The 20468-nt window shown below is 49.3% G+C and carries 19 protein-coding genes; 8 read left to right on the forward strand and 11 right to left on the reverse strand.

Features of this window, described 5'->3' with window-relative positions:
• Nucleotides 1–125: 125 nt before the first annotated feature.
• Together DUT67_RS16480 and DUT67_RS16485 are read right to left on the reverse strand one after the other, a co-directional pair.
• Nucleotides 126–587, reverse strand: a complete 462-nt coding sequence (locus DUT67_RS16480) for an Lrp/AsnC family transcriptional regulator (RefSeq protein ID WP_005976040.1) — start codon at nt 585–587, stop codon at nt 126–128.
• Between the two features lie 68 nt (nt 588–655).
• On the reverse strand, nt 656–943 hold the full coding sequence (locus tag DUT67_RS16485) for a hypothetical protein (protein ID WP_113632876.1): 288 nt from the start codon (nt 941–943) through the stop codon (nt 656–658).
• Between DUT67_RS16485 and DUT67_RS16490 the strand changes: the two genes are divergently transcribed.
• Together DUT67_RS16490 and queC are read left to right on the forward strand one after the other, a co-directional pair.
• Nucleotides 942–2018 (forward strand): PLP-dependent cysteine synthase family protein, encoded by a 1077-nt coding sequence (locus DUT67_RS16490; protein ID WP_048259142.1) that lies wholly within the window; start codon nt 942–944, stop codon nt 2016–2018. The two genes, DUT67_RS16485 and DUT67_RS16490, sit on opposite strands and share 2 nt — an antisense overlap.
• Nucleotides 2019–2158: 140 nt before the next feature.
• Nucleotides 2159–2854, forward strand: a complete 696-nt coding sequence (gene queC / locus DUT67_RS16495; RefSeq protein WP_113632877.1) for a 7-cyano-7-deazaguanine synthase QueC — start codon at nt 2159–2161, stop codon at nt 2852–2854.
• A 78-nt stretch (nt 2855–2932) separates the two neighbouring features.
• Here queC and DUT67_RS16500 read toward each other — a convergent pair whose 3' ends face one another.
• The 9 genes from DUT67_RS16500 to bolA all read right to left on the reverse strand — a co-directional run bounded on the left by DUT67_RS16500 (nt 2933) and on the right by bolA (nt 13697).
• Nucleotides 2933–3331, reverse strand: coding sequence for a thioesterase family protein (locus tag DUT67_RS16500; protein WP_048259140.1), 399 nt, complete (start codon nt 3329–3331; stop codon nt 2933–2935).
• A gap of 122 nt (nt 3332–3453) precedes the next feature.
• Entirely contained in the window at nt 3454–3819 is a 366-nt protein-coding gene (locus DUT67_RS16505; protein ID WP_113627411.1) for a helix-hairpin-helix domain-containing protein, read from the reverse strand.
• A 138-nt stretch (nt 3820–3957) separates the two neighbouring features.
• Nucleotides 3958–5838 (reverse strand): peptidylprolyl isomerase, encoded by a 1881-nt coding sequence (ppiD, locus tag DUT67_RS16510; RefSeq protein ID WP_113632878.1) that lies wholly within the window; start codon nt 5836–5838, stop codon nt 3958–3960.
• A 269-nt stretch (nt 5839–6107) separates the two neighbouring features.
• Complete coding sequence (gene hupB / locus DUT67_RS16515; protein WP_005976031.1) at nt 6108–6380, reverse strand: nucleoid-associated protein HU-beta; 273 nt, start codon at nt 6378–6380, stop codon at nt 6108–6110.
• Nucleotides 6381–6578: 198 nt separating this feature from the next.
• On the reverse strand, nt 6579–8960 hold the full coding sequence (gene lon, locus DUT67_RS16520) for an endopeptidase La (protein ID WP_048259137.1): 2382 nt from the start codon (nt 8958–8960) through the stop codon (nt 6579–6581).
• A 190-nt stretch (nt 8961–9150) separates the two neighbouring features.
• Entirely contained in the window at nt 9151–10425 is a 1275-nt protein-coding gene (clpX, locus tag DUT67_RS16525; protein ID WP_048259136.1) for an ATP-dependent protease ATP-binding subunit ClpX, read from the reverse strand.
• A 164-nt stretch (nt 10426–10589) separates the two neighbouring features.
• Complete coding sequence (gene clpP, locus DUT67_RS16530) at nt 10590–11213, reverse strand: ATP-dependent Clp endopeptidase proteolytic subunit ClpP (RefSeq protein WP_048259135.1); 624 nt, start codon at nt 11211–11213, stop codon at nt 10590–10592.
• Between the two features lie 546 nt (nt 11214–11759).
• Nucleotides 11760–13064 carry a trigger factor gene (gene tig, locus DUT67_RS16535; protein ID WP_048259134.1) on the reverse strand — a complete coding sequence of 435 codons (1305 nt, stop codon included), beginning with the start codon at nt 13062–13064 and terminating at the stop codon, nt 11760–11762.
• A 318-nt stretch (nt 13065–13382) separates the two neighbouring features.
• A complete protein-coding gene (gene bolA / locus DUT67_RS16540; protein WP_048259133.1) occupies nt 13383–13697 on the reverse strand; it encodes a transcriptional regulator BolA in 315 nt (104 codons plus the stop codon).
• Between the two features lie 323 nt (nt 13698–14020).
• Here bolA and DUT67_RS16545 point away from each other — a divergent pair, with 323 nt between their 5' ends.
• The 6 genes from DUT67_RS16545 to DUT67_RS16570 all read left to right on the forward strand — a co-directional run bounded on the left by DUT67_RS16545 (nt 14021) and on the right by DUT67_RS16570 (nt 20466).
• Nucleotides 14021–14599 (forward strand): lipoprotein, encoded by a 579-nt coding sequence (locus DUT67_RS16545; RefSeq protein WP_048259132.1) that lies wholly within the window; start codon nt 14021–14023, stop codon nt 14597–14599.
• 59 nt (nt 14600–14658) lie between these two features.
• Entirely contained in the window at nt 14659–16146 is a 1488-nt protein-coding gene (gene ampG / locus DUT67_RS16550; protein WP_113632879.1) for a muropeptide MFS transporter AmpG, read from the forward strand.
• 425 nt (nt 16147–16571) lie between these two features.
• Entirely contained in the window at nt 16572–17534 is a 963-nt protein-coding gene (gene cyoA / locus DUT67_RS16555; protein WP_048259130.1) for a cytochrome o ubiquinol oxidase subunit II, read from the forward strand.
• Between the two features lie 4 nt (nt 17535–17538).
• A complete protein-coding gene (gene cyoB / locus DUT67_RS16560; RefSeq protein ID WP_048259129.1) occupies nt 17539–19530 on the forward strand; it encodes a cytochrome o ubiquinol oxidase subunit I in 1992 nt (663 codons plus the stop codon).
• The gene (locus DUT67_RS16565) at nt 19520–20134 is read left to right on the forward strand and encodes a cytochrome o ubiquinol oxidase subunit III (RefSeq protein WP_011092735.1); all 615 of its coding nucleotides are present in this window, start codon (nt 19520–19522) and stop codon (nt 20132–20134) included. The genes cyoB and DUT67_RS16565 overlap by 11 nt, the downstream gene beginning before the upstream one ends.
• Complete coding sequence (locus DUT67_RS16570; RefSeq protein ID WP_011092734.1) at nt 20134–20466, forward strand: cytochrome o ubiquinol oxidase subunit IV; 333 nt, start codon at nt 20134–20136, stop codon at nt 20464–20466. Before DUT67_RS16565 ends, DUT67_RS16570 begins: the two co-directional genes overlap by 1 nt.
• Nucleotides 20467–20468: the final 2 nt, after the last annotated feature.

Raw genomic sequence — 20468 nt, forward strand, 5'->3', positions numbered from 1 at the left:
TAATTCAAGTTTCAGGAAGGCGGCAAAAGAAGGAATCCCGATGAGCTTACTCAAGTAAGTGATTCGGGTGACTGAATGCTGCCAACGCACATGCAACTTGAAGTATGACGAGTATGGACGATGAATCACAGGGATAAAGGCAGTGCCGTGGTATGTTTGATTCGTTCCATAGCAAAGCTAGATGTTACATCGACCAGCCCGGGAATACCATTCACTAACCGCTTATAGAAATCATCATAGCTTTTCATATCAGCGACCTGGACCTGCATCAGGTAGTCGTATTCGCCCGCCATGCGATAAAAGGCCAGCACTTCCGGCATGTCGGACACCACGCGAGTGAAGGTCTGATACCAGTCACGATTGTGCTGCTGCGTTTTTAATAAGACAAACGCGGTTAGCCCTAATCCCAGACGTTCATTATCCAGCAGCGCCACCCGAGCCCGAATGATTCCCTCTTCTTCCAGACGCTTAAGACGCTTCCAGCACGGCGTGGATGTCAGATTAACCGCATCAGCCAGCGTCTGAAGCGAAAGCGTGCAATCCTGTTGCAACATATTCAGCAGTGTTCGATCAATTTTATCCAGCATAGTGTTACCCAATATGTTTTACCCAACATAAGGCCGATCCATAGAAAGTATTTCCCTACTTTCCGCCATTAAGAGATAAAAGCAATGTTCTTTCCGCCCAAAAACGAGGGGATCGCATTATTGGTGCCATCAGTATAGCTGATGACCTTAATGACTTTTACAGCAAGACCATCACCGTCACCATGATTTTTAGGATAGCGACCCTTCCTGTATCTCGATAGTAAAAACACCCCCACATGAATCAATAAAGAGTAAATAATTCCCTTAAACCACCCATCAAGAGATAAAAAGGTAATTTTTTTATCCTGAAAACTCGTTAATCTATTCGCATAGCTATCTAACCGAGTTTTCATCATGACCAATGCCTGGGTTAAAAATGCCATCAGCGCTATCGAAGCTGATTTTCAGCGTTCGGCTGATACGCATCTTATCCGCCTTACCCTGCCGGATTATCCCGGTATCTATTTTTATCTCAAAGATGAAAGCACACATCCCAGCGGTAGCCTGAAGCATCGACTGGCGCGCTCTTTGTTTCTCTACGGGCTGTGTAACGGTTGGATTAAAGAAGGCACGCCAATTATCGAAGCCTCATCTGGCAGTACCGCTGTATCAGAAGCGTATTTTGCACGCCTGCTTGGCTTACCGTTTATTGCCGTCATGCCGTCCTGCACCGCAAAAAGAAAAATAGAGCAAATCGCTTTCTATGGCGGACGCTGCCATTTTGTTGAGCAGGCGGGACAAATCTATGCCGCCTCCGAACAGCTCGCGCAAGAGATGAACGGCCACTATATGGACCAGTTCACCTACGCGGAACGCGCCACTGACTGGCGTGGCAACAACAATATTGCCGACAGTATTTACCGCCAAATGGCCCGTGAACCCCATCCTGTACCAGACTACATTGTGATGAGTGCCGGTACGGGCGGCACGTCAGCCACGCTCGGGCGCTACATTCGCTATCAGGGTCTGGATACGCAATTGGTCGTCGTCGATCCAGAAAACTCCGTTTTCTACGACTGCTATCAGAAACAGGATCGTTCCATCATTGGCCCGTGCGGCAGTCGGATAGAAGGTATCGGCCGCCCGCGTGCCGAGCCTTCTTTTATTCCAGGTGTTATTGATAGCATGATCAAAGTGCCGGATGCTGCCAGCATCGCAACGCTGTACTGGCTGGAAAGCGTATTAGGCCGAAAAGCAGGTGCCTCTACCGGTACGAATGTCTGGGGCATGCTGCAATTAGCCAAAGAAATGGTTAATCGTGGCCAAAAAGGCGCGATTGTGACCCTGTTATGTGACAGCGGCGAACGTTATCTGGACACCTACTACAACAGCAGTTGGGTAGAAAAAAACATCGGCGACATTGGCCCTTACCTCAACGCCCTGAACAATCCGAAGATGTCCGCTATCATGCAGGAACCCAGCCTAGCGTGAGGCTGGTGTAGTCAACGCGCGGACACAACGCTGAATACAGGCTATTTTTCAGGTAACCTGGTTTCAGGTAACATAGCGACTTTGCACCGCAGTGCGTTAGAGACGTCTTGCGGTTAACGTCGCGTTAAGGTGAATGAAGAATGAAACGTGCTGTTGTCGTTTTTAGCGGTGGACAAGATTCCACAACCTGCCTGATTCAGGCTCTGCAATATTATGATGACGTCCACTGCATCACCTTCGATTACGGACAACGCCACCGCGCGGAAATTGATGTCGCCCAAGAACTCAGCCAGAAACTGGGCGCAACGGCGCATAAGGTTCTGGACGTCGGCTTACTGAATGAACTCGCCACCAGCAGCCTAACGCGCGACAGCATCCCGGTTCCTGATTACGACGCCAATGCACAAGGAATTCCCAACACCTTCGTTCCGGGAAGAAACATACTTTTCCTGACACTCGCTTCTATCTACGCCTATCAGGTTGGTGCAGAAGCCGTCATTACTGGCGTGTGTGAGACCGACTTTTCCGGTTACCCAGACTGTCGCGACGAATTCGTAAAGGCGCTAAATCAGGCTATTGTCCTTGGTATCGCCCGCGATATCCGCTTTGAAACTCCACTAATGTGGCTCAATAAGGCCGAGACCTGGGCGCTGGCGGATTATTACCAGCAGCTCGATACCGTGCGTTACCACACGCTAACCTGCTATAACGGCATCAAGGGTGATGGATGTGGTCAGTGTGCCGCCTGCCATTTACGCGCAAACGGACTCGAACAATATCAAAAAGACGCTGTAGCGGTCATGGCCTCACTGAAGCAGAAAGTTGGGTTACGCTGAGACTTCGGCTCGCAGAAATTTCACGCATCCAGTAAAAACAGCATGCCACGTCGAACAGATGCGGCATGTTGCTTTATGTTAACGACGAATCTCGTTTAAGTGTTCCAGTAACTCTCCCTCAAGCGGCAGTGCTTTTTGCGTCAATAAATCAATGCAGACAAATGTCAGCGTTGCATCCGCTACATCACTTTCATCAGATACTCGGGTTATCTTCTGACTGATCACGCCACTTTTCGTATTCATCTGAAGTAATTCACTATCAACACGCAGAACGTCACCGAGAACGGCAGGCTTGCGATAGTTGATATTGATGTTCACTACGACGAAAGCAATATTGTTACTCTGCATCCAGCCAAAAGCGGGCAACGTTTCCAGCCATTGCCAACGCGCCTCTTCCAGAAACTCCAGATAGCGCGCGTTATTAACGTGCTGATAGACATCAATGTGATAACCACGAACGGTAATGAAAGTCTGCATAACACTCATGCTCCTGTGACAAAACCAACAACTGGTATGACCTGATAATTAGCCTAGCAGAGGTTCGCAGCCCCGAGGAAGTGCTCAACTGGGCTGCGACCGGTATCACAGTATTAAAAACGTCACAGTTTTAAACGAGAGAGATTACGTTCAACTAATGCAGCGCCAATTCCTGGGACCTCAGTTAATTGATCGATCTGGGTAAAAGCGCCATTTTGCTCACGATAGTTAACGATCGCTTCCGCTTTTTTAAGGCCGACACCGTTCATTATTTCAGCCAAATCCGCAGCGTTCGCCGTATTAATGCTTACCTTATCCTCATCACCATCAGGAAGCGTTGCCTTTTCCGCTTTCTGATCTGCTGGCGCAGACTTCACCGCCGTCGCTGTACTGTCAGCGGCTTTAGCTGCAGCCTGGCCCAGTAATGGCAACCCAGACAAACTCATTCCAATGATCAAACACAGTGCTTTTATTCCTGATTTTTTCATGCTGTTTCCTCCTTGTGTGTGACAGCACGGCTACCTTGCCGCAGACCCATCAACACCGCAAACAGCAGAATTTAAATGTGGAAAAGGCCGCGAAAGCGGCCTTTAGTTGTTGCAACGATTTGCAAATTTTTGCGGAGCTTATTGCTGTTCCTGCGCCGCATTGCCCATCTTGATTTTCGCTTCACTACGCAAGCTGGACAGCAGAGAATCAAACAGCGCGCCCAGAGAACCTTGCTGAACCTGGCTGGCAAACTGTGTTTTCTGCTCATCGCTTAGCTGATGTGGCGTCACGCTATCCAGCGCAGCCAGCACGATGTTACCCGCCTGATCCTGAGTAATCGCATAGGACGGCTTATCTTTTTGTGGATGCGGCATAGCAAAAATCGCCTCAGCCGTTGCATCACCTTGAGAGATAGAAGACATCGTTTTTGCTTCACCAAAGCTCAACCCGGCAGCTTTAAGCGCGTCATCTTTGCCTTGCTTCAGCTCAGCCAGAATTTTTTCAGCGTCCACACGAGCCTGCTGTTCAGCCTTCTGACGCTTCAACGCCTCTACGATCTCGGTACGAACCTGATCCAAAGGGCGAGTGCTTTCAGGCTTGTGCTCAGAGATACGCAGAACAAAAGCACGGTCACCGTCAACGTTAATCACATCAGAGTTGTTGCCCGCAGCACCGTTCTCACCCAGTAACGCACCGCTAAAGATAGCCTGCGTTACTGGTTGGAAGTTCAGCGCAGCTGGAACCTTCTCACGCGTGAACCAGTCTGTCTGCGTTGCTTTCACGCCGGCCGCTTCTTCTGCTGAAGCCAGGGATTCGTTGTCGTTGCTAGCCGCTTCGCTGGTTTTTTGTTGCAGCGCATAGTAACCATCCTGCGCTTTCTCGTGCTTCACTTTCTCAGCAATCGCGGCACGCACTTCGCTCAGCGGTTTGACCTGCTGTGGCTGAACATCATCCAGACGCACAATCAAATAACCAACAGATGATTTAATCGCTGCGGAAACCTGACCTTTCTCAGTCAGTTTTGCCTGCTTAAGCTCATCAATCATGCTGTTTTCGTCCATCCATCCCAGATCGCCACCGTTGCGACGTGAGATGATGTCCGTTGATTTTTCCTTCGCTAACGCAGCGAAGTCGCCACCTTGCTTAAGCGAATCCAGAACAGATGCTGCATCGGCCTCATTCTTCACCTGAATGACGCTGAATTTTTTGCGCTCAGGTTGGGAATAGTCGTTCTTATTCTGTTCGTAGAAATCGTTGATAGCCGCATCGTCCACTTTCACGCTATCCATGATGCTTGCTGCATCCAGCGTGATATAGCTGACTTTGAATTCTTCTGGTGCGATGAAATTCCCTTTGTTCTGGTCGTAATAGCCCTGAACTTCATCGTCAGCAACCGCTTGAGCTTTTGCCTTGGCAGCAATATCAATGGTTGCCACACGAACAACGCGATCCTGCGCAGCCAGTTTCACCAGATTCTCGATCTCCTGCGGCAGCAGGAACGATGTATTGCCAAAACCGCGAATCAGCTGTTGTGAAGTCAGTTGCTTACGCAGCATCTGAGCATACATATCCGGTGTTACGCCCAGTCGACGAACCTGATCCAGATACTTTTCATTATCAAAACGGTTATTTGTCTGAAACGCGGGAACGTCAAAGATCGCCTGTTTGATTTGCGCATCACTGATGTTTAGTCCCAGTTTGTTGGCATACTGATCCAACAAGGTTTCATCAATGAGTTGGGAGAGTGCCTGCCTACGCAACTGCTGCATGTAACCGTCATTACTCGCCAGGAGAGAGAAATTCTCACCCAGGGTTTCCTGCTGACGACTGCGTTCGTTTTGTACCGCCTGCTCAAGCTGTGCACGGGTAATTTCCTGCCCGTTCACCTTCGCAGCGTAATCTCCTGAACCACCAATAAGATAATCACCAACGCCGGTTAAAACGAATGATGCGATGATCAAAGCAAGAATAATTTTGAGCACGACGTTATTCGCGGCCGTACGTAAATTGTCCATCATAATGTGACAACACTCCGCTGTAGAATGGATAAAACTCCCTGCGCTGGCCGGAGCCATGCATCCTTGCGACTGCTATAGCCCAATACAAGGCTAGGGCGCACTTAAGCTTATTGCCCGCCACGTTCTGTCGAGTGTCGGGAATGTATAGTCCTGATAAATAAAAGGCACATCATAAAATGATGCGCCTCGTATCTTACCCTACCAATATCATTGCGTCAGGTATTGTTTGGCACCCGAAGTGGTTATCAGCCAAACCTGTGACGTAATAATCAGTTAACGGCGTCTTTCAGCGTTTTACCAGCACGGAATCCTGGTACTTTTGCCGCAGGGATACTGATTTCCTTACCAGTTTGCGGGTTACGACCGGTACGCGCAGCACGTTCACGCACTGAGAAAGTACCAAAGCCAACCAAAGCAACATCATCCCCTTCTTTCAGGGATTCGGTAACGGAACCAATAATTGCATCTAACACACGCCCTGCTGCCGCTTTGGAAATATCAGCATCTGCGGCAATTTTGTCGATCAATTGTGACTTGTTCACTCTGTCATCCCCTCTGGAATTCTCTTATCGCGCTTCAATGTCCCAAGACGCGACACGTAACTTATAATCAATACTGTCATGTCTTAGCCAGTTACGGCTAAAACTAACAGTGCTCTAACTTAGCGGTACAAAAAAAAGCTGGCAAGCACGATTTCACTCACCAGCCCTGATTTTCTCAAGGGTTTTTGCGACAGGTCACTATTTTGCCTTGGCCTTGGCTCTGGCTTTAGGGGTCGAGACCACCTGAATACCAGAAGGCGCATTCTGCAATGCTAGCGCCAACACTTCCTCGATACGTTTCACCGGATGAATTTCCAGATCGGCAATCACGTTCTGTGGGATTTCTTCCAGATCGCGCTTGTTGTCATCAGGAATCAATACCGTCTTGATACCACCACGGTGTGCGGCCAACAGTTTCTCTTTCAGACCACCGATCGGCAGCACCAAACCACGCAGGGTAATCTCACCCGTCATCGCCACATCAGCACGCACTGGGTTACCTGTCAGACAAGAAACCAGCGCAGTACACATCGCGATGCCCGCACTCGGGCCGTCTTTTGGCGTCGCACCTTCAGGAACGTGAACGTGGATATCACGCTTCTCGTAAAAATCAGTATTGATGCCTAATTTTTCCGCTCTGGCGCGAACGACGGTAAGCGCAGCCTGAATCGACTCTTGCATGACCTCACCCAACGAACCGGTATAGGTCAGTTTACCCTTGCCCGGCACGCAGGCGGTTTCAATCGTCAACAGATCGCCGCCAACTTCCGTCCAGGCCAATCCAGTCACCTGCCCTACGCGATTTTCATCGTCCGCACGGCCATAGTCAAAACGCTGTACCCCAAGGAAATCCTTAAGGTTATCGCCCGAAATCTGAATATGCTTAGTGGATTTATCCATCAACAGCGTTTTTACTGCTTTACGGCACAGTTTGGAGATCTCACGCTCCAGACTACGCACGCCAGCCTCACGCGTGTAATAACGGATAATGCCAACAATCGCACTGTCTTCTACTGAGATTTCGCCCGTTTTCAGCGCATTACGTTCAATCTGTTTCGGCAGCAAGTGCTGCTTGGCGATATTCAGTTTTTCGTCTTCGGTATAGCCAGAAAGACGAATGACTTCCATACGGTCAAGCAACGGCGCTGGGATGTTCATGGAGTTAGACGTCGCAACAAACATCACATCGGACAGATCGTAGTCGACTTCCAGATAGTGATCGTTAAACGCGACGTTCTGCTCAGGATCGAGTACTTCCAGCAAGGCAGAAGCCGGATCGCCACGCATGTCGGAAGACATCTTGTCGATCTCATCCAGCAGGAACAGCGGGTTTTTCACCCCGACTTTCGCCATTTTCTGGATCAGTTTGCCAGGCATTGAACCGATATAGGTACGGCGATGCCCACGGATCTCCGCTTCATCACGCACGCCACCTAGCGCCATGCGCACATACTGACGTCCAGTCGCTTTGGCGATAGACTGGCCGAGTGAGGTTTTACCCACACCTGGAGGCCCTACCAGACACAGAATCGGCCCTCTAATCTTGCTGACACGGCTCTGTACTGCGAGATATTCAAGGATACGTTCTTTCACACGATCCAGACCATAATGGTCGGTATCCAGCATTTCCTGCGCTTTCAGCAAGTCTTTCTTCACTTTGCTGCGCGCATTCCACGGTACCTGCACCATCCAGTCGATATAGCTGCGCACCACCGTCGCTTCCGCAGACATTGGCGACATCATCTTCAGCTTTTGTAATTCAGCTTCGGCTTTTTCACGCGCGTCTTTCGGCATTTTTGCCGCTTCAATCTTACGCTTTAACGCTTCGTGTTCATCCGGTGCGTCATCCATCTCGCCCAGCTCTTTCTGAATGGCTTTCATTTGCTCATTCAGATAGTACTCACGCTGGCTCTTTTCCATTTGCTTCTTAACACGGCCGCGGATTCGTTTTTCTACCTGCAATAGGTCGATTTCGGATTCCATCATCGCCATCAGGTACTCTAAGCGTTCAGTGATGTCGAACATTTCAAGTACAGACTGCTTATCAGCCAATTTCAGCGGCATATGCGCAGCAATGGTGTCGGCTAAACGCGCGGCATCGTCAATGCTGTTCAGAGATGTCAGAACTTCCGGCGGAATCTTCTTGTTCAGCTTGATGTATCCCTCAAACTGATTGATTGCCGTGCGCATGAGAACTTCCTGCTCGCGCTCATCAATCGCCGGGGAATCAAGATATTCTGCGTGTGCAGCGAAATGCTCACCGCTGTCAGAAAGCGTCGTAATACGCGCACGCTGTAACCCTTCGACCAGCACTTTTACCGTGCCGTCTGGCAGTTTCAGCATTTGAAGAATTGAGGCTACTGTCCCTACCGAGAAAAGATCGTTAATACTTGGCTCATCCGTTGAGGCCTCTTTCTGTGCCACCAGCATGATCTTCTTATCATGATCCATTGCGGCTTCAAGGCACCGAATCGATTTCTCCCGACCAACAAACAACGGAATGACCATGTGCGGATAAACCACCACATCGCGCAATGGCAATACGGGGATTTCTATGCGTTCGGAACGCTCAGGGTTCATAGAGCTCTCTCTTAGTTTCGTTTCCGCCAGGTTATGGGAATCTCGTGAAACGCGGTTTTCACGGTTTCATCAAATAGGTATTTGAGTATATGGGGATAAATGTCTCACATTCAACGACCAGCATGCGTGTAAAAAACAAATGGGGGATAAATCCCCCATTTTTATTTTTTGATACAGCCAAATTGATTAATTATTCGCCGGAAGCCTGCTGTGTCTCAGGCTTGCCATAGATCAGCAATGGCTCGGACTGGCCCGCAATAACAGATTCATCAATGACGACTTTATCCACGCTATCCAGAGATGGCAGGTCATACATGGTATCGAGCAGAGCAGCTTCAACGATAGAACGCAGGCCGCGAGCACCGGTTTTACGCGCCATCGCTTTCTTGGCAATCGCCGTCAGCGCTTCATCGCGGAATTCCAGATCAACGCCTTCCAGATTGAATAACGCTTGATACTGTTTGGTCAGCGCATTTTTCGGCTCACGCAGAATCTGAATCAGTGCGTCTTCGCTCAATTCTCTCAGCGTCGCAACGACAGGCAGACGACCGATGAACTCAGGAATCAAACCGAATTTAATCAAATCACCCGGCTCAACATTGCTTAACAGCTCGCCTTCGGTCGCTTTTTCAGCCGATCCTTTAACCGTTGCATTAAAGCCGATGCCGCGTCCCGTGTCGGTACGTTGCTCGATCACTTTATCTAGCCCCGCAAATGCACCACCACAGATAAAGAGGATCTTGGAGGTATCAACCTGCAAGAACTCTTGCTGCGGATGCTTGCGCCCACCTTGCGGCGGAACCGCTGCGATGGTTCCTTCGATCAGCTTCAACAGCGCCTGCTGCACGCCTTCACCAGACACATCACGGGTGATAGACGGGTTGTCTGACTTACGAGAAATCTTGTCGATTTCATCGATATAGACAATCCCACGCTGCGCTTTCTGCACATCGTAATCGCACTTCTGCAACAGCTTCTGAATGATGTTTTCAACATCTTCACCGACGTAACCGGCTTCGGTCAGCGTGGTAGCATCCGCCATAGTGAACGGAACATCCAGGAAACGCGCCAGCGTTTCAGCCAGCAGCGTTTTACCGCTCCCGGTCGGACCGATCAGCAGGATGTTACTTTTACCCAGTTCGATCCCGTTGCTGCTGTCACCATTACGCAAGCGTTTATAGTGGTTATATACCGCAACGGCCAACACCTTCTTGGCCTGTTCTTGACCAATGACGTAATCGTCAAGGTGGCGGCGAATTTCGTGCGGCGTCGGCAACGCACTGCGCTCACGGTGTGGCGCAACTTCCTTAATTTCTTCGCGAATAATGTCGTTACACAAGTCAACACATTCATCGCAGATATACACCGACGGCCCGGCAATCAGCTTACGCACTTCATGCTGGCTTTTGCCGCAAAAAGAGCAGTACAGTAACTTTCCTGAACCGTCTTTGCGCTTATCTGTCATGAGTTAAACCTCTTCTTCGTCTTTTGCCCGCAGGCCAACCACAGCGATATCGCTACAACGAACGCCGATACTTATAGCCAATACGCGTCAAATAACCCCGCACAACAGACTATCGGTCGAACACTGATTTTTAGCTACACCAAAACCGCTACTATGGCGGAGAATTACCCACGGTTAGTGAATACGGAGTCTACCAAACCGTATTCTACTGCCTCGCTGGCAGAGAGGAAACGATCGCGCTCTGTGTCTCTCTCTAACGCTTCAAGAGATTGTCCCGTGTGTTTCGCCATCAGCTCATTCATTTTGGCTTTCACTTTCAGTATTTCTTTGGCATGGATTTCAATATCCGTTGCCTGCCCTTGGAAACCACCCAATGGCTGGTGAATCATGACGCGCGAGTTAGGCAAGCAAATACGTTTGCCTTTGGCTCCCGCCGTCAACAGGAACGCGCCCATTGAACAAGCCTGCCCCATACAGATCGTGCTTACATCCGGCTTGATAAACTGCATGGTGTCATAAATGGACATACCCGCAGTAATCACGCCACCTGGAGAGTTAATGTACAGATAAATGTCTTTTTCTGGGTTTTCGGCTTCCAGAAACAGCATCTGTGCCACAACCAGATTCGCCATGTGATCTTCAACCTGACCAGTCAGGAAGATTATCCGTTCTTTTAGCAGACGGGAATAGATATCGTAAGAACGTTCCCCACGCGAGGTCTGTTCAACCACCATCGGCACTAACGCCATATGAGGTGCTTGTCTTTCTTGTTCGCCACTGTATGACATTCACGTCTCCTAGATAAAATGCGTCCGGCACTCTTATTGCGTTGTTCAATCATTGCATTGCTCAATTCTACTAGAGATAGATAGGGATGACTACGGAACCCCACCCCGCCCTGTTGAACAACCCAACGGCCGAGAATCCTTACCTGCTGTGCCAGCGTTTCCTCTTCAGTGAGTGGGGGCACATGCATTGTATTTCAAGCTTACACTATCAATCGCTCTCTATTAAAGAGCCAATTGTTTTATTATTAACACGTTATCGGCATAGCAAATCTGTGGTTTAACTCTTTGCCTGAACTAATAAATTCTCTGCCTAAACTAATAAATTCTTCACCTAACTTAATAGTAGTGCAATTTCAGGCGGTCATCCCTTGCGTATTGTCTGACGAGAACGAAGACGTTCAACACCGAAGATCAAAGATCGCCTGAACGATCGCCATCAGCACGACGATTACGCAACGCTATAAGCAAAAAGCCCGCGCCATAAGGCACGGGCTTTAATAGGGAAGCACCCCGCTACGCAATAAACAATGTTGATATCAACAAGGTTTATGCCGTAGTCGTTTGATTCATCAGTTCGTTGAAGCTTACTGATTTCTCAACCACTTTGGCTTTAGCAAGCACAGTTTCTACCGCTTGCTCTTCCAGAGCGACGTTACGCATGTTGTTCAGCAGCTCTTTATTCTTGCTGTAGAACTCGATAACTTCCTGCGGATCTTCGTAAGCAGAAGCCATCTCTTCGATCAGTGTATTAACGCGTGCTTCGTCAGCTTTCAGCTCGTTGCTGCTGATCACTTCGCCCAGCAGCAGACCGATCACAACACGGCGTTTCGCTTGCTCTTCGAACAGCTCACGCGGTAATTCTTGCGCTTGCTTCTCGTTGCCGCCAAAACGCTGTGCAGCCTGACGACGCAGAACATCGATTTCGCCATCGATCAGTGCAACTGGCACTTCGATTTCGTTTGCGTTGATCAGTCCGTCCAGAACCTGAGTTTTCACACGGTTACGCACCGCGCCTTTCAGCTCACGTTCCATATTTTTACGAACTTCAGCACGCAGACCTTCCTGAGAACCATCAGCCACGCCGAAACGTTTGATGAATTCTTCAGTCAGTTCAGGCAACTCACGCTCTTCAACTTTCTTCAGGACGATAACGAACTGAGCCGCTTTTCCTTTCAGATTTTCAGCGTGGTAATCTTCTGGGAAGTTCACGTCGATAGTGAATTCTTCGCCCGCTTTGTGCCCAACGATACCGTCTTCAAAACCAGGGATCATGCGGCTCTGGCCCATTGCCAGTACGAAGTCAGACGCTTTTCCGCCTTCGAAGACTTCACCGTCAATAGAACCCGTGAAATCGATCGTTGCACGATCTTCTGCTGTTGCAGCGCGGTCGGTTTCTTTCCATGTTGCCTGTTGCTTACGCAGCGTGTCCAGCATGGTATCAACGTCAGCATCAGTCACTTCAACAACCGGTTTTTCAACTTCGATTGCTTCCAGACCTTTCAGTTCGACTTCCGGGTACACATCAAACTCAACAGAGTAAGTGAAGTCGCCACCTACGGCATATTCGCCAGGGATATAGTTAGGCGCGCCAACCGGATTAATTTTTTCTTTGATGATAGCGTCAACAAAGTTGCGCTGCATCAGGTCACCCAATACGTCCTGGCGCACAGAGGCACCATAACGCTGAGCAACAACATTCATCGGCACTTTGCCTTTACGAAAACCGTCAATACGTACTTTTTTGGCCGCGTTGACCAGCTCGCTCTTCACCGCACTCTCAATGATGTCAGCAGCAACGGTAATCGTTACGCGACGTCCCAGACCTTGAGTGGTTTCAACTGAAACTTGCATCTTGTTACCTCAAAAAATCACAGTGATCGGTCAACCCCAAAACTATTCTCGCGACGAAAAACTCTCACGACAGCAAAGCTTATTCAGACTGCCACCACCTAAGGTGCACCGCTCGAATCAACCCCGCAGAACCGGGAAATTGCCAACCCCGTCCTTGTAGTCAGAAGCGTCCCGAATACATTCAGGAAAAATAGACGCAGCATTATAGCGATATAGAGAGGATGAGTCGAGAACGGCGGGCAGACTATTACAGCAACGAATTCACAGTTTTTGTCAGTAACCCGCTCCGATATGTCAGGAACGGGTCATATTCATGACTTAAGAAAGGATGCCAGCACCACCGCAGGGCGGTGAAGAAGGGACGGCGTTTTGCAAGCTGACCCACTCTTTTGTCGTATACGTATGCAGCGCTAACGCATGCACCGAACCCGCAAGTTCCGCAGCCAGTACGGCATAAACTGCGCGATGTCGCCCAATCACGCGCTCCCCGGTGAATTTATCGCTGACCAGCACAACTTTAAAATGACTTTCCGCTCCAGCAGGCACGTTATGCCGATAGCTTTCGTCAGTGACCTCTAAATGAACGGGTTCAAAACCCACACGCAGCTTCTCTTCTATCGTTTCACGCATCATACGGCTACCCTTTCGGCTTGGGGAAAATGGGAGATCAACGTGACATGACTGTCATTCACCGATGCCCGAATCATTATAACCTTAGCGGTTTTCAACCTGTTATGCGTAAAAACGGCATGACGAGCAGAGGCGTATTCGCAACAGGTTGATATGCAATCGACGGTATTGATGTGACAAAAACAGTTTTTTCAGGTCAAAAGCATGAAAAAGATGAATTTCAGGACAATTTACCTGCTATCGGCTCTTTTTCCTGCCAGTGGCGATGATATGATATCAACAATATTTGTCAGCTCACCACACTAATCATTATTGAGAAAATACGAATGTTAAAAAAATTATTTTTCCCTCTTCTGGCCGTCATCCTGCTTGCCGGGTGTGCAGCAAAAAGCAACACGCTGAACGTCACCCCAAAAATTAGCCTGCCTTCTCAGGATCCGACGCTGATGGGCGTGACGATTAGCATCAATGGTGCAGACCAGCGCGCCGATCAGGCTCTGGCAAAAGTGAATCGCGATGGACAACTGGTTACGCTGACACCTTCCCGCGATCTGCGTTTCCTGTTGCAAGAAGCACTGGAAAAGCAAATGACCGCGCGTGGCTATATGATCGGAACAGGTGGCCCAGTCGCCTTGCAGATCGTGGTAAACCACCTGTACGCCGATGTCTCTGAAGGCAACCTGCGTTACAACATCACGACCAAAGCCGATATATCCATCATGTCTCAGGCAGCAAATGGCAACAAGCAAGTGAAAAACTACCGCTCAACCTATAACGTTCAGGGTGCTTTCACTGCGAGCAACGAAAAAATCACTGATGCGGTTAACACCGTGTTAGGCGATGTCATCAACGACATGGCGCAAGACACCAGCGTAAGCAGCTTCGTCAAAGAAAACGCCCGTTAATTTCTGTACGCCGCTTCCCTTGCTCCTGACCTATCGCGGAGCAAGGGAAAGGACTCTTCATGTTTAGTCGCATCATTACTTTATTCAGCCAACGTAATTCGCTTTTTATGCTGTTACTTGGCTTCGCTTCCGGTTTACCACTGGCATTGACCTCCGGCACATTGCAAGCCTGGATGACCGTCGAGAATGTCGATCTGAAAACCATTGGTTTTTTCTCTCTGGTTGGCCAAGCCTACGTATTCAAGTTTCTGTGGTCCCCGCTGATGGACCGCTACACCCCACCGTTTCTTGGCCGACGCCGTGGCTGGCTGATTCTCAGTCAACTTCTGCTGATTGCTGCCATTATTGGTATGGGGTTTATGAACCCAGCTCGCGATCTCTGGTGGCTGGCTACGCTGGCGGTTCTGGTCGCGTTCTGTTCGGCTTCTCAGGATATTGTTTTTGATGCCTATAAGACGGATTTACTTCCCCCTGAAGAACGCGGTACGGGTGCGGCTACCTCAGTATTAGGCTACCGGCTTGCCATGCTGGTTTCAGGTGGGCTGGCACTGTGGATGGCCGATCGCTATCTCGGCTGGCAGGCAACCTATTGGCTGATGGCAGGATTAATGCTGATTGGGGTATTTGCTACCCTGTTTGCACCAGAACCACTGAATTGCCAGCCTGCGCCACGCACCATGGAGCAAGCGATTGTTGCCCCTCTACGCGATTTTTTCGAACGTAATAACGCCTGGCTCATTCTTCTGTTGATCGTGTTATACAAACTCGGTGACGCCTTTGCGATCAGTTTAACGACGACCTTCCTGATACGCGGCGTTGGTTTCAATGCGGGTGATGTCGGGCTGGTTAATAAAACGCTTGGACTATTCGCCACCATCGTGGGCGCGATTTACGGCGGATTACTGATGCAGCGACTCTCATTGTTCAGAGCGTTGATGTTGTTTGGACTCCTCCAGGCCGTTTCCAATGCAGGATACTGGCTGCTGGCTATCACAGACAAAAGTCTCTTCACCATGGCCAGCGCTGTTTTTCTGGAAAATCTCTGCGGCGGTATGGGAACAGCAGCCTTTGTCGCACTGTTGATGACGTTGTGTAATAAATCCTTCTCAGCTACACAGTTTGCCCTGCTCTCTGCCCTTGCAGCCGTCGGGAGGGTTTACGTCGGCCCTATTGCAGGCTGGTTTGTCGAATCCTACGGCTGGGCATGGTTCTATCTGTTCTCGATTTTTGCCGCATTACCGGGCCTGGCAATCCTGATGATTTGCCGCGAGACGCTGGAATTTACCCAGAAAACAGACACCTTTCAGTTACGCACACGCTTTCAGAATTATTACAAACAGGCCTTATATGTGTTAGGGCTAGGAGTGATATTACTGGCACTCTGGCTCATTCTGCTCATCAGCAATGCGTTGGAATGGTATTCATTACATCTGTTGGCAGAATACCTGCTCACCGCAGGCTGTACGCTCGCGTTGTCGGGCATTTTCTTCGGTAGCTTGCTGGACTATCTGTCACTCAGACGAGCGTCTAAGCCATCCGTACACTGACGATATTCGTTCAGGTAGCGCCATTTGCTGCCTGAACCTATTACACCATTTTCTTTATTTAATTATTTTTTTCATAATTATCTTGCTAGAGGGAATTTTATTTCCTCGTAAAATCTCTTCAGAAATAATTTCATTCGTTATCAAAAACACATGTTGTGCAAAAAACCTCACCAAAATAACAACAGAAAATAAGCGTTACGGTCAGTTGTAATTTCTTATTATCCATCCATACTCTCATCTGGGTAGCCGCTTAATTTGCTGTTTTTAAATACCATTTTTATTTTGGCTATCTTTGTGACATTAAGGGCAAAAAACAGCAACAATCGGCTGACATAACCTTAATCATGTTTACAGTGCAGTAACCTTCCCGTAAAATGCCCGCTCGCATGAAATGACAATAGAGCCCTTGTTATTGAGGTCGCTAGATGAGACTCAAGAAATACAATAAAATTTTTGGGATGCTGTCTTTATTTGCAGCCACTGTTCTACTGAGCGGTTGCGATATGGCGCTAATGAACCCCAAAGGAGAGATCGGGTTAGAACAAAGATCGCTAATACTGACTGCCATCGGGCTGATGTTGATCGTTGTGATTCCCGTTATCGTTATGACGATAGCTTTTGCCTGGAAGTTCCGTGCTTCTAATGAAAAGGCAAAATATACCCCGAACTGGTCACATTCCAACAAGATAGAAGCTGTAGTCTGGACTGTACCAATTATCATTATCGTTATTCTTGGCACGATTACCTGGAAGACGACTCACTCGCTTGATCCGTACAAGCCGCTGGTATCAGACGTCAAACCTATCAATGTCGAAGTTGTTTCGCTTGACTGGAAATGGTTGTTTGTTTACCCAGATCTTGGTATCGCTACGGTTAACGAATTGGCTTTCCCTGCCAATGTGCCTGTTGCATTCAAGATTACATCCGACTCCGTGATGAACTCCTTCTTCATCCCTCGTCTTGGTGGACAGATTTACGCCATGGCCGGAATGCAGACGAAGCTCCATTTAATTGCTAATGAACCGGGCAAATACGACGGTATCTCTGGTGGTTATAGTGGAAAAGGCTTCTCTGGTATGAAGTTCACCGCGATTGCCACACCAACCCAGCAGGAATTCGATCAGTGGGTTGCGAACGTTCGTGCGTCCGCCAAGACACTGAATACCATGGATGAATTCAACACGTTGGCTAAGCCAAGTGAATTCCATCCTGTCGAATACTTCTCCAGTGTCCAGCCGGATTTGTTCAATAATATTATTCGCAAATTCATAGGCAACGACATGAACATGCAACATCATGGTGAAGGCATGAAGCCCGATGAAAACATGCAACACGGTGAGGGTATGAACATGGGCGAGCATAGCTCGCACAAAGGAGCCGAGGGATAATACGATGTTCGGAAAACTTACACTCGATGCGGTTCCGTACCACGAACCCATTATTATGGTCACCGTGGCGGCGATCATCGTTGGTGGCCTTGCGCTGCTGGCGGCAATCACTTATTTAGGTAAGTGGAAATGGCTGTGGGCCGAGTGGTTCACCTCCGTAGACCACAAGAAAATCGGTATCATGTATATCATCGTCGGCTTGGTGATGATGATACGTGGTTTTGCCGATGCCATCATGATGCGCGGTCAGCAGGTTCTTGCCTCTGCCGGGCAAGAAGGCTTCCTAAACGCTCACCACTACGATCAGATTTTCACCGCGCACGGTGTCATCATGATCTTCTTCGTGGCAACCCCGTTCGTTGTTGGCTTGATGAACCTTGCGGTTCCCTTGCAGATCGGTGCGCGTGACGTTGCTTTCCCATTCCTGAACTCCCTCAGCTTCTGGCTGTTTGTGGCTGGCGTTATCTTGATCAACCTCTCTCTCGGGGTCGGTGAGTTCGCGCAGACTGGCTGGGTGGCCTATCCGCCACTTTCAGGAAAGGAGTACAGTCCCGGCGTCGGGGTCGATTACTGGATATGGAGTCTACAGATATCCGGTATAGGTACCACGCTGACTGGTGTTAACTTCTTCGCGACGATTCTGAAGATGCGTGCGCCAGGCATGACGCTGATGAAAATGCCGGTATTTACCTGGACAGCGCTGTGTACCAACGTGCTGATCATTGCCGCATTCCCGATATTGACCGTTACCATTGCGCTACTGACACTTGACCGTTACCTCGGCACCCATTTCTTTACCAATGATATGGGTGGCAACATGATGATGTACATCAACCTGATTTGGGCATGGGGTCATCCTGAGGTTTACATTCTGGTGCTGCCGATATTCGGTGTTTACTCCGAAGTGGTTGCTACCTTCTGTAGAAAACGTCTGTTTGGCTACACCTCACTGGTGTGGGCAACCATTGCGATTACGGTTCTATCGTTCATCGTTTGGCTGCACCACTTCTTTACCATGGGGTCCGGCGCGAACGTCAACGCCTTCTTTGGTATAGCCACTATGATTATTTCAATCCCAACTGGGGTTAAAATCTTCAACTGGCTGTTCACTATGTACCAAGGTCGTATTCAGCCCCACTCCACGATGCTGTGGACCACGGGCTTCATCATCACCTTTACCATCGGTGGGATGACAGGCGTACTGCTGGCCGTACCGGGCGCAAACTTTGTCCTGCACAACAGTCTGTTCCTGATTGCTCACTTCCATAACGTGATCATCGGCGGCGTGGTGTTTGGTTGCTTCGCGGGTATTACTTACTGGTTCCCGAAAGCCTTTGGTTTCACGCTGAACGAAACTTGGGGTAAACGCGCGTTCTGGTTCTGGATTATCGGCTTCTTCGTTGCCTTTATGCCGTTGTACGTCCTCGGCTTCATGGGAATGACGCGTCGTCTGAGCCAGCAAATCAACCCTGAGTTCCACGCCTTGCTGGTTGTGGCCTCCATCGGTGCAGTATTAATCGGTATCGGTGTACTGTGTCAGGTTATCCAGTTCTACGTCAGTATCCGTGACCGTGACCAGAACCGCGATCTGACGGGCGACCCATGGGGTGGACGCACGCTGGAGTGGGCAACCTCTTCTCCTGCGCCGTTCTACAACTTCGCTATCGTGCCGCATGTTGACGAGCGTGATGCTTTCTGGGAAGCGAAAGAGAAAGGTGAAGCTTACAAACGTCCTGCCAGCTATGAAGAGATTCACATGCCGAAGAATACTGGTGCCGGTGTGATTATCTCGGCATTTAGCCTGGTATTCGGTTTTGCTATGATCTGGCATATCTGGTGGCTGGCCATCGCTGGCTTCGCAGGCATGATTGTGACCTGGATTGTGCACAGCTTTAATCAGGACGTGGATTACTACGTACCGGTTAAAGAAATTGAGCAAATTGAGAATCAGAATTTTGATCAACTCAGTAAGGCAGGCGTGAAACATGTCAACTGAAACTCTGACTAACCACAATACTGCCCATGCTGAGCATGGGCACCACGACACAGGAGCCAACAAGGTCTTCGGCTTCTGGGTCTACCTGATGAGCGACCTGATCATTTTCGGGTCACTGTTCGCAACGTATGCAGTACTGGTTAACGGTACTGCGGGCGGCCCGAGCGGGAAGGACATTTTCCAACTGCCCTTCGTGCTGGTAGAAACGTTCGCACTGTTGTTCAGTAGTATTACCTACGGCATGGCAATGATCGCCATGAACAAGGGCAACAAATCTCAGGTTAATACCTGGCTGGGTGTGACTTTCTTGTTCGGTCTGGTGTTTATCGGGATGGAAATCTATGAATTCCATCACCTGATCGTGGAAGGTTATGGCCCGGATCGCAGTGCGTTCCTGTCTGCCTTCTTCGCGCTGGTCGGCACCCACGGGCTTCACGTAACGGGCGGTCTTATCTGGTTAGTCATCATGATGATTCAGGTGTCCAAACGTGGCCTGACTGCAACCAACAAAACGCGTCTGATGTGCCTGAGCCTGTTCTGGCACTTCCTCGACGTGGTGTGGATTTGTGTCTTCACCGTTGTTTATCTGCTGGGGGCAATCTAATGAGTCATTCAACAACCGATCATGCAGGTGCCAGCCACGGTAGCGTTAAATCATATGTGATAGGGTTTGTTCTGTCCGTTATTTTGACAGTCATTCCTTTTAGTATGGTCATGAGCGGCACTGCCTCACATAACGCCATTCTTTTCACTGTGGTGGGATGTGCAGTTGTTCAAATTCTGGTGCATCTGGTGTACTTCCTGCACCTGAATACGTCCTCAGAAGAGCGCTGGAACGTGGTGGCTCTTGTGTTTGCCGTCCTGATTATCGCGATTGTTGTTGTGGGCTCCATCTGGATTATGATGAGCGCACACCACAATATGATGATCCAGTAACA

This window comes from Pectobacterium peruviense (assembly GCF_003312355.2).
GTDB classification, from domain to species: Bacteria; Pseudomonadota; Gammaproteobacteria; order Enterobacterales; family Enterobacteriaceae; genus Pectobacterium; species Pectobacterium peruviense.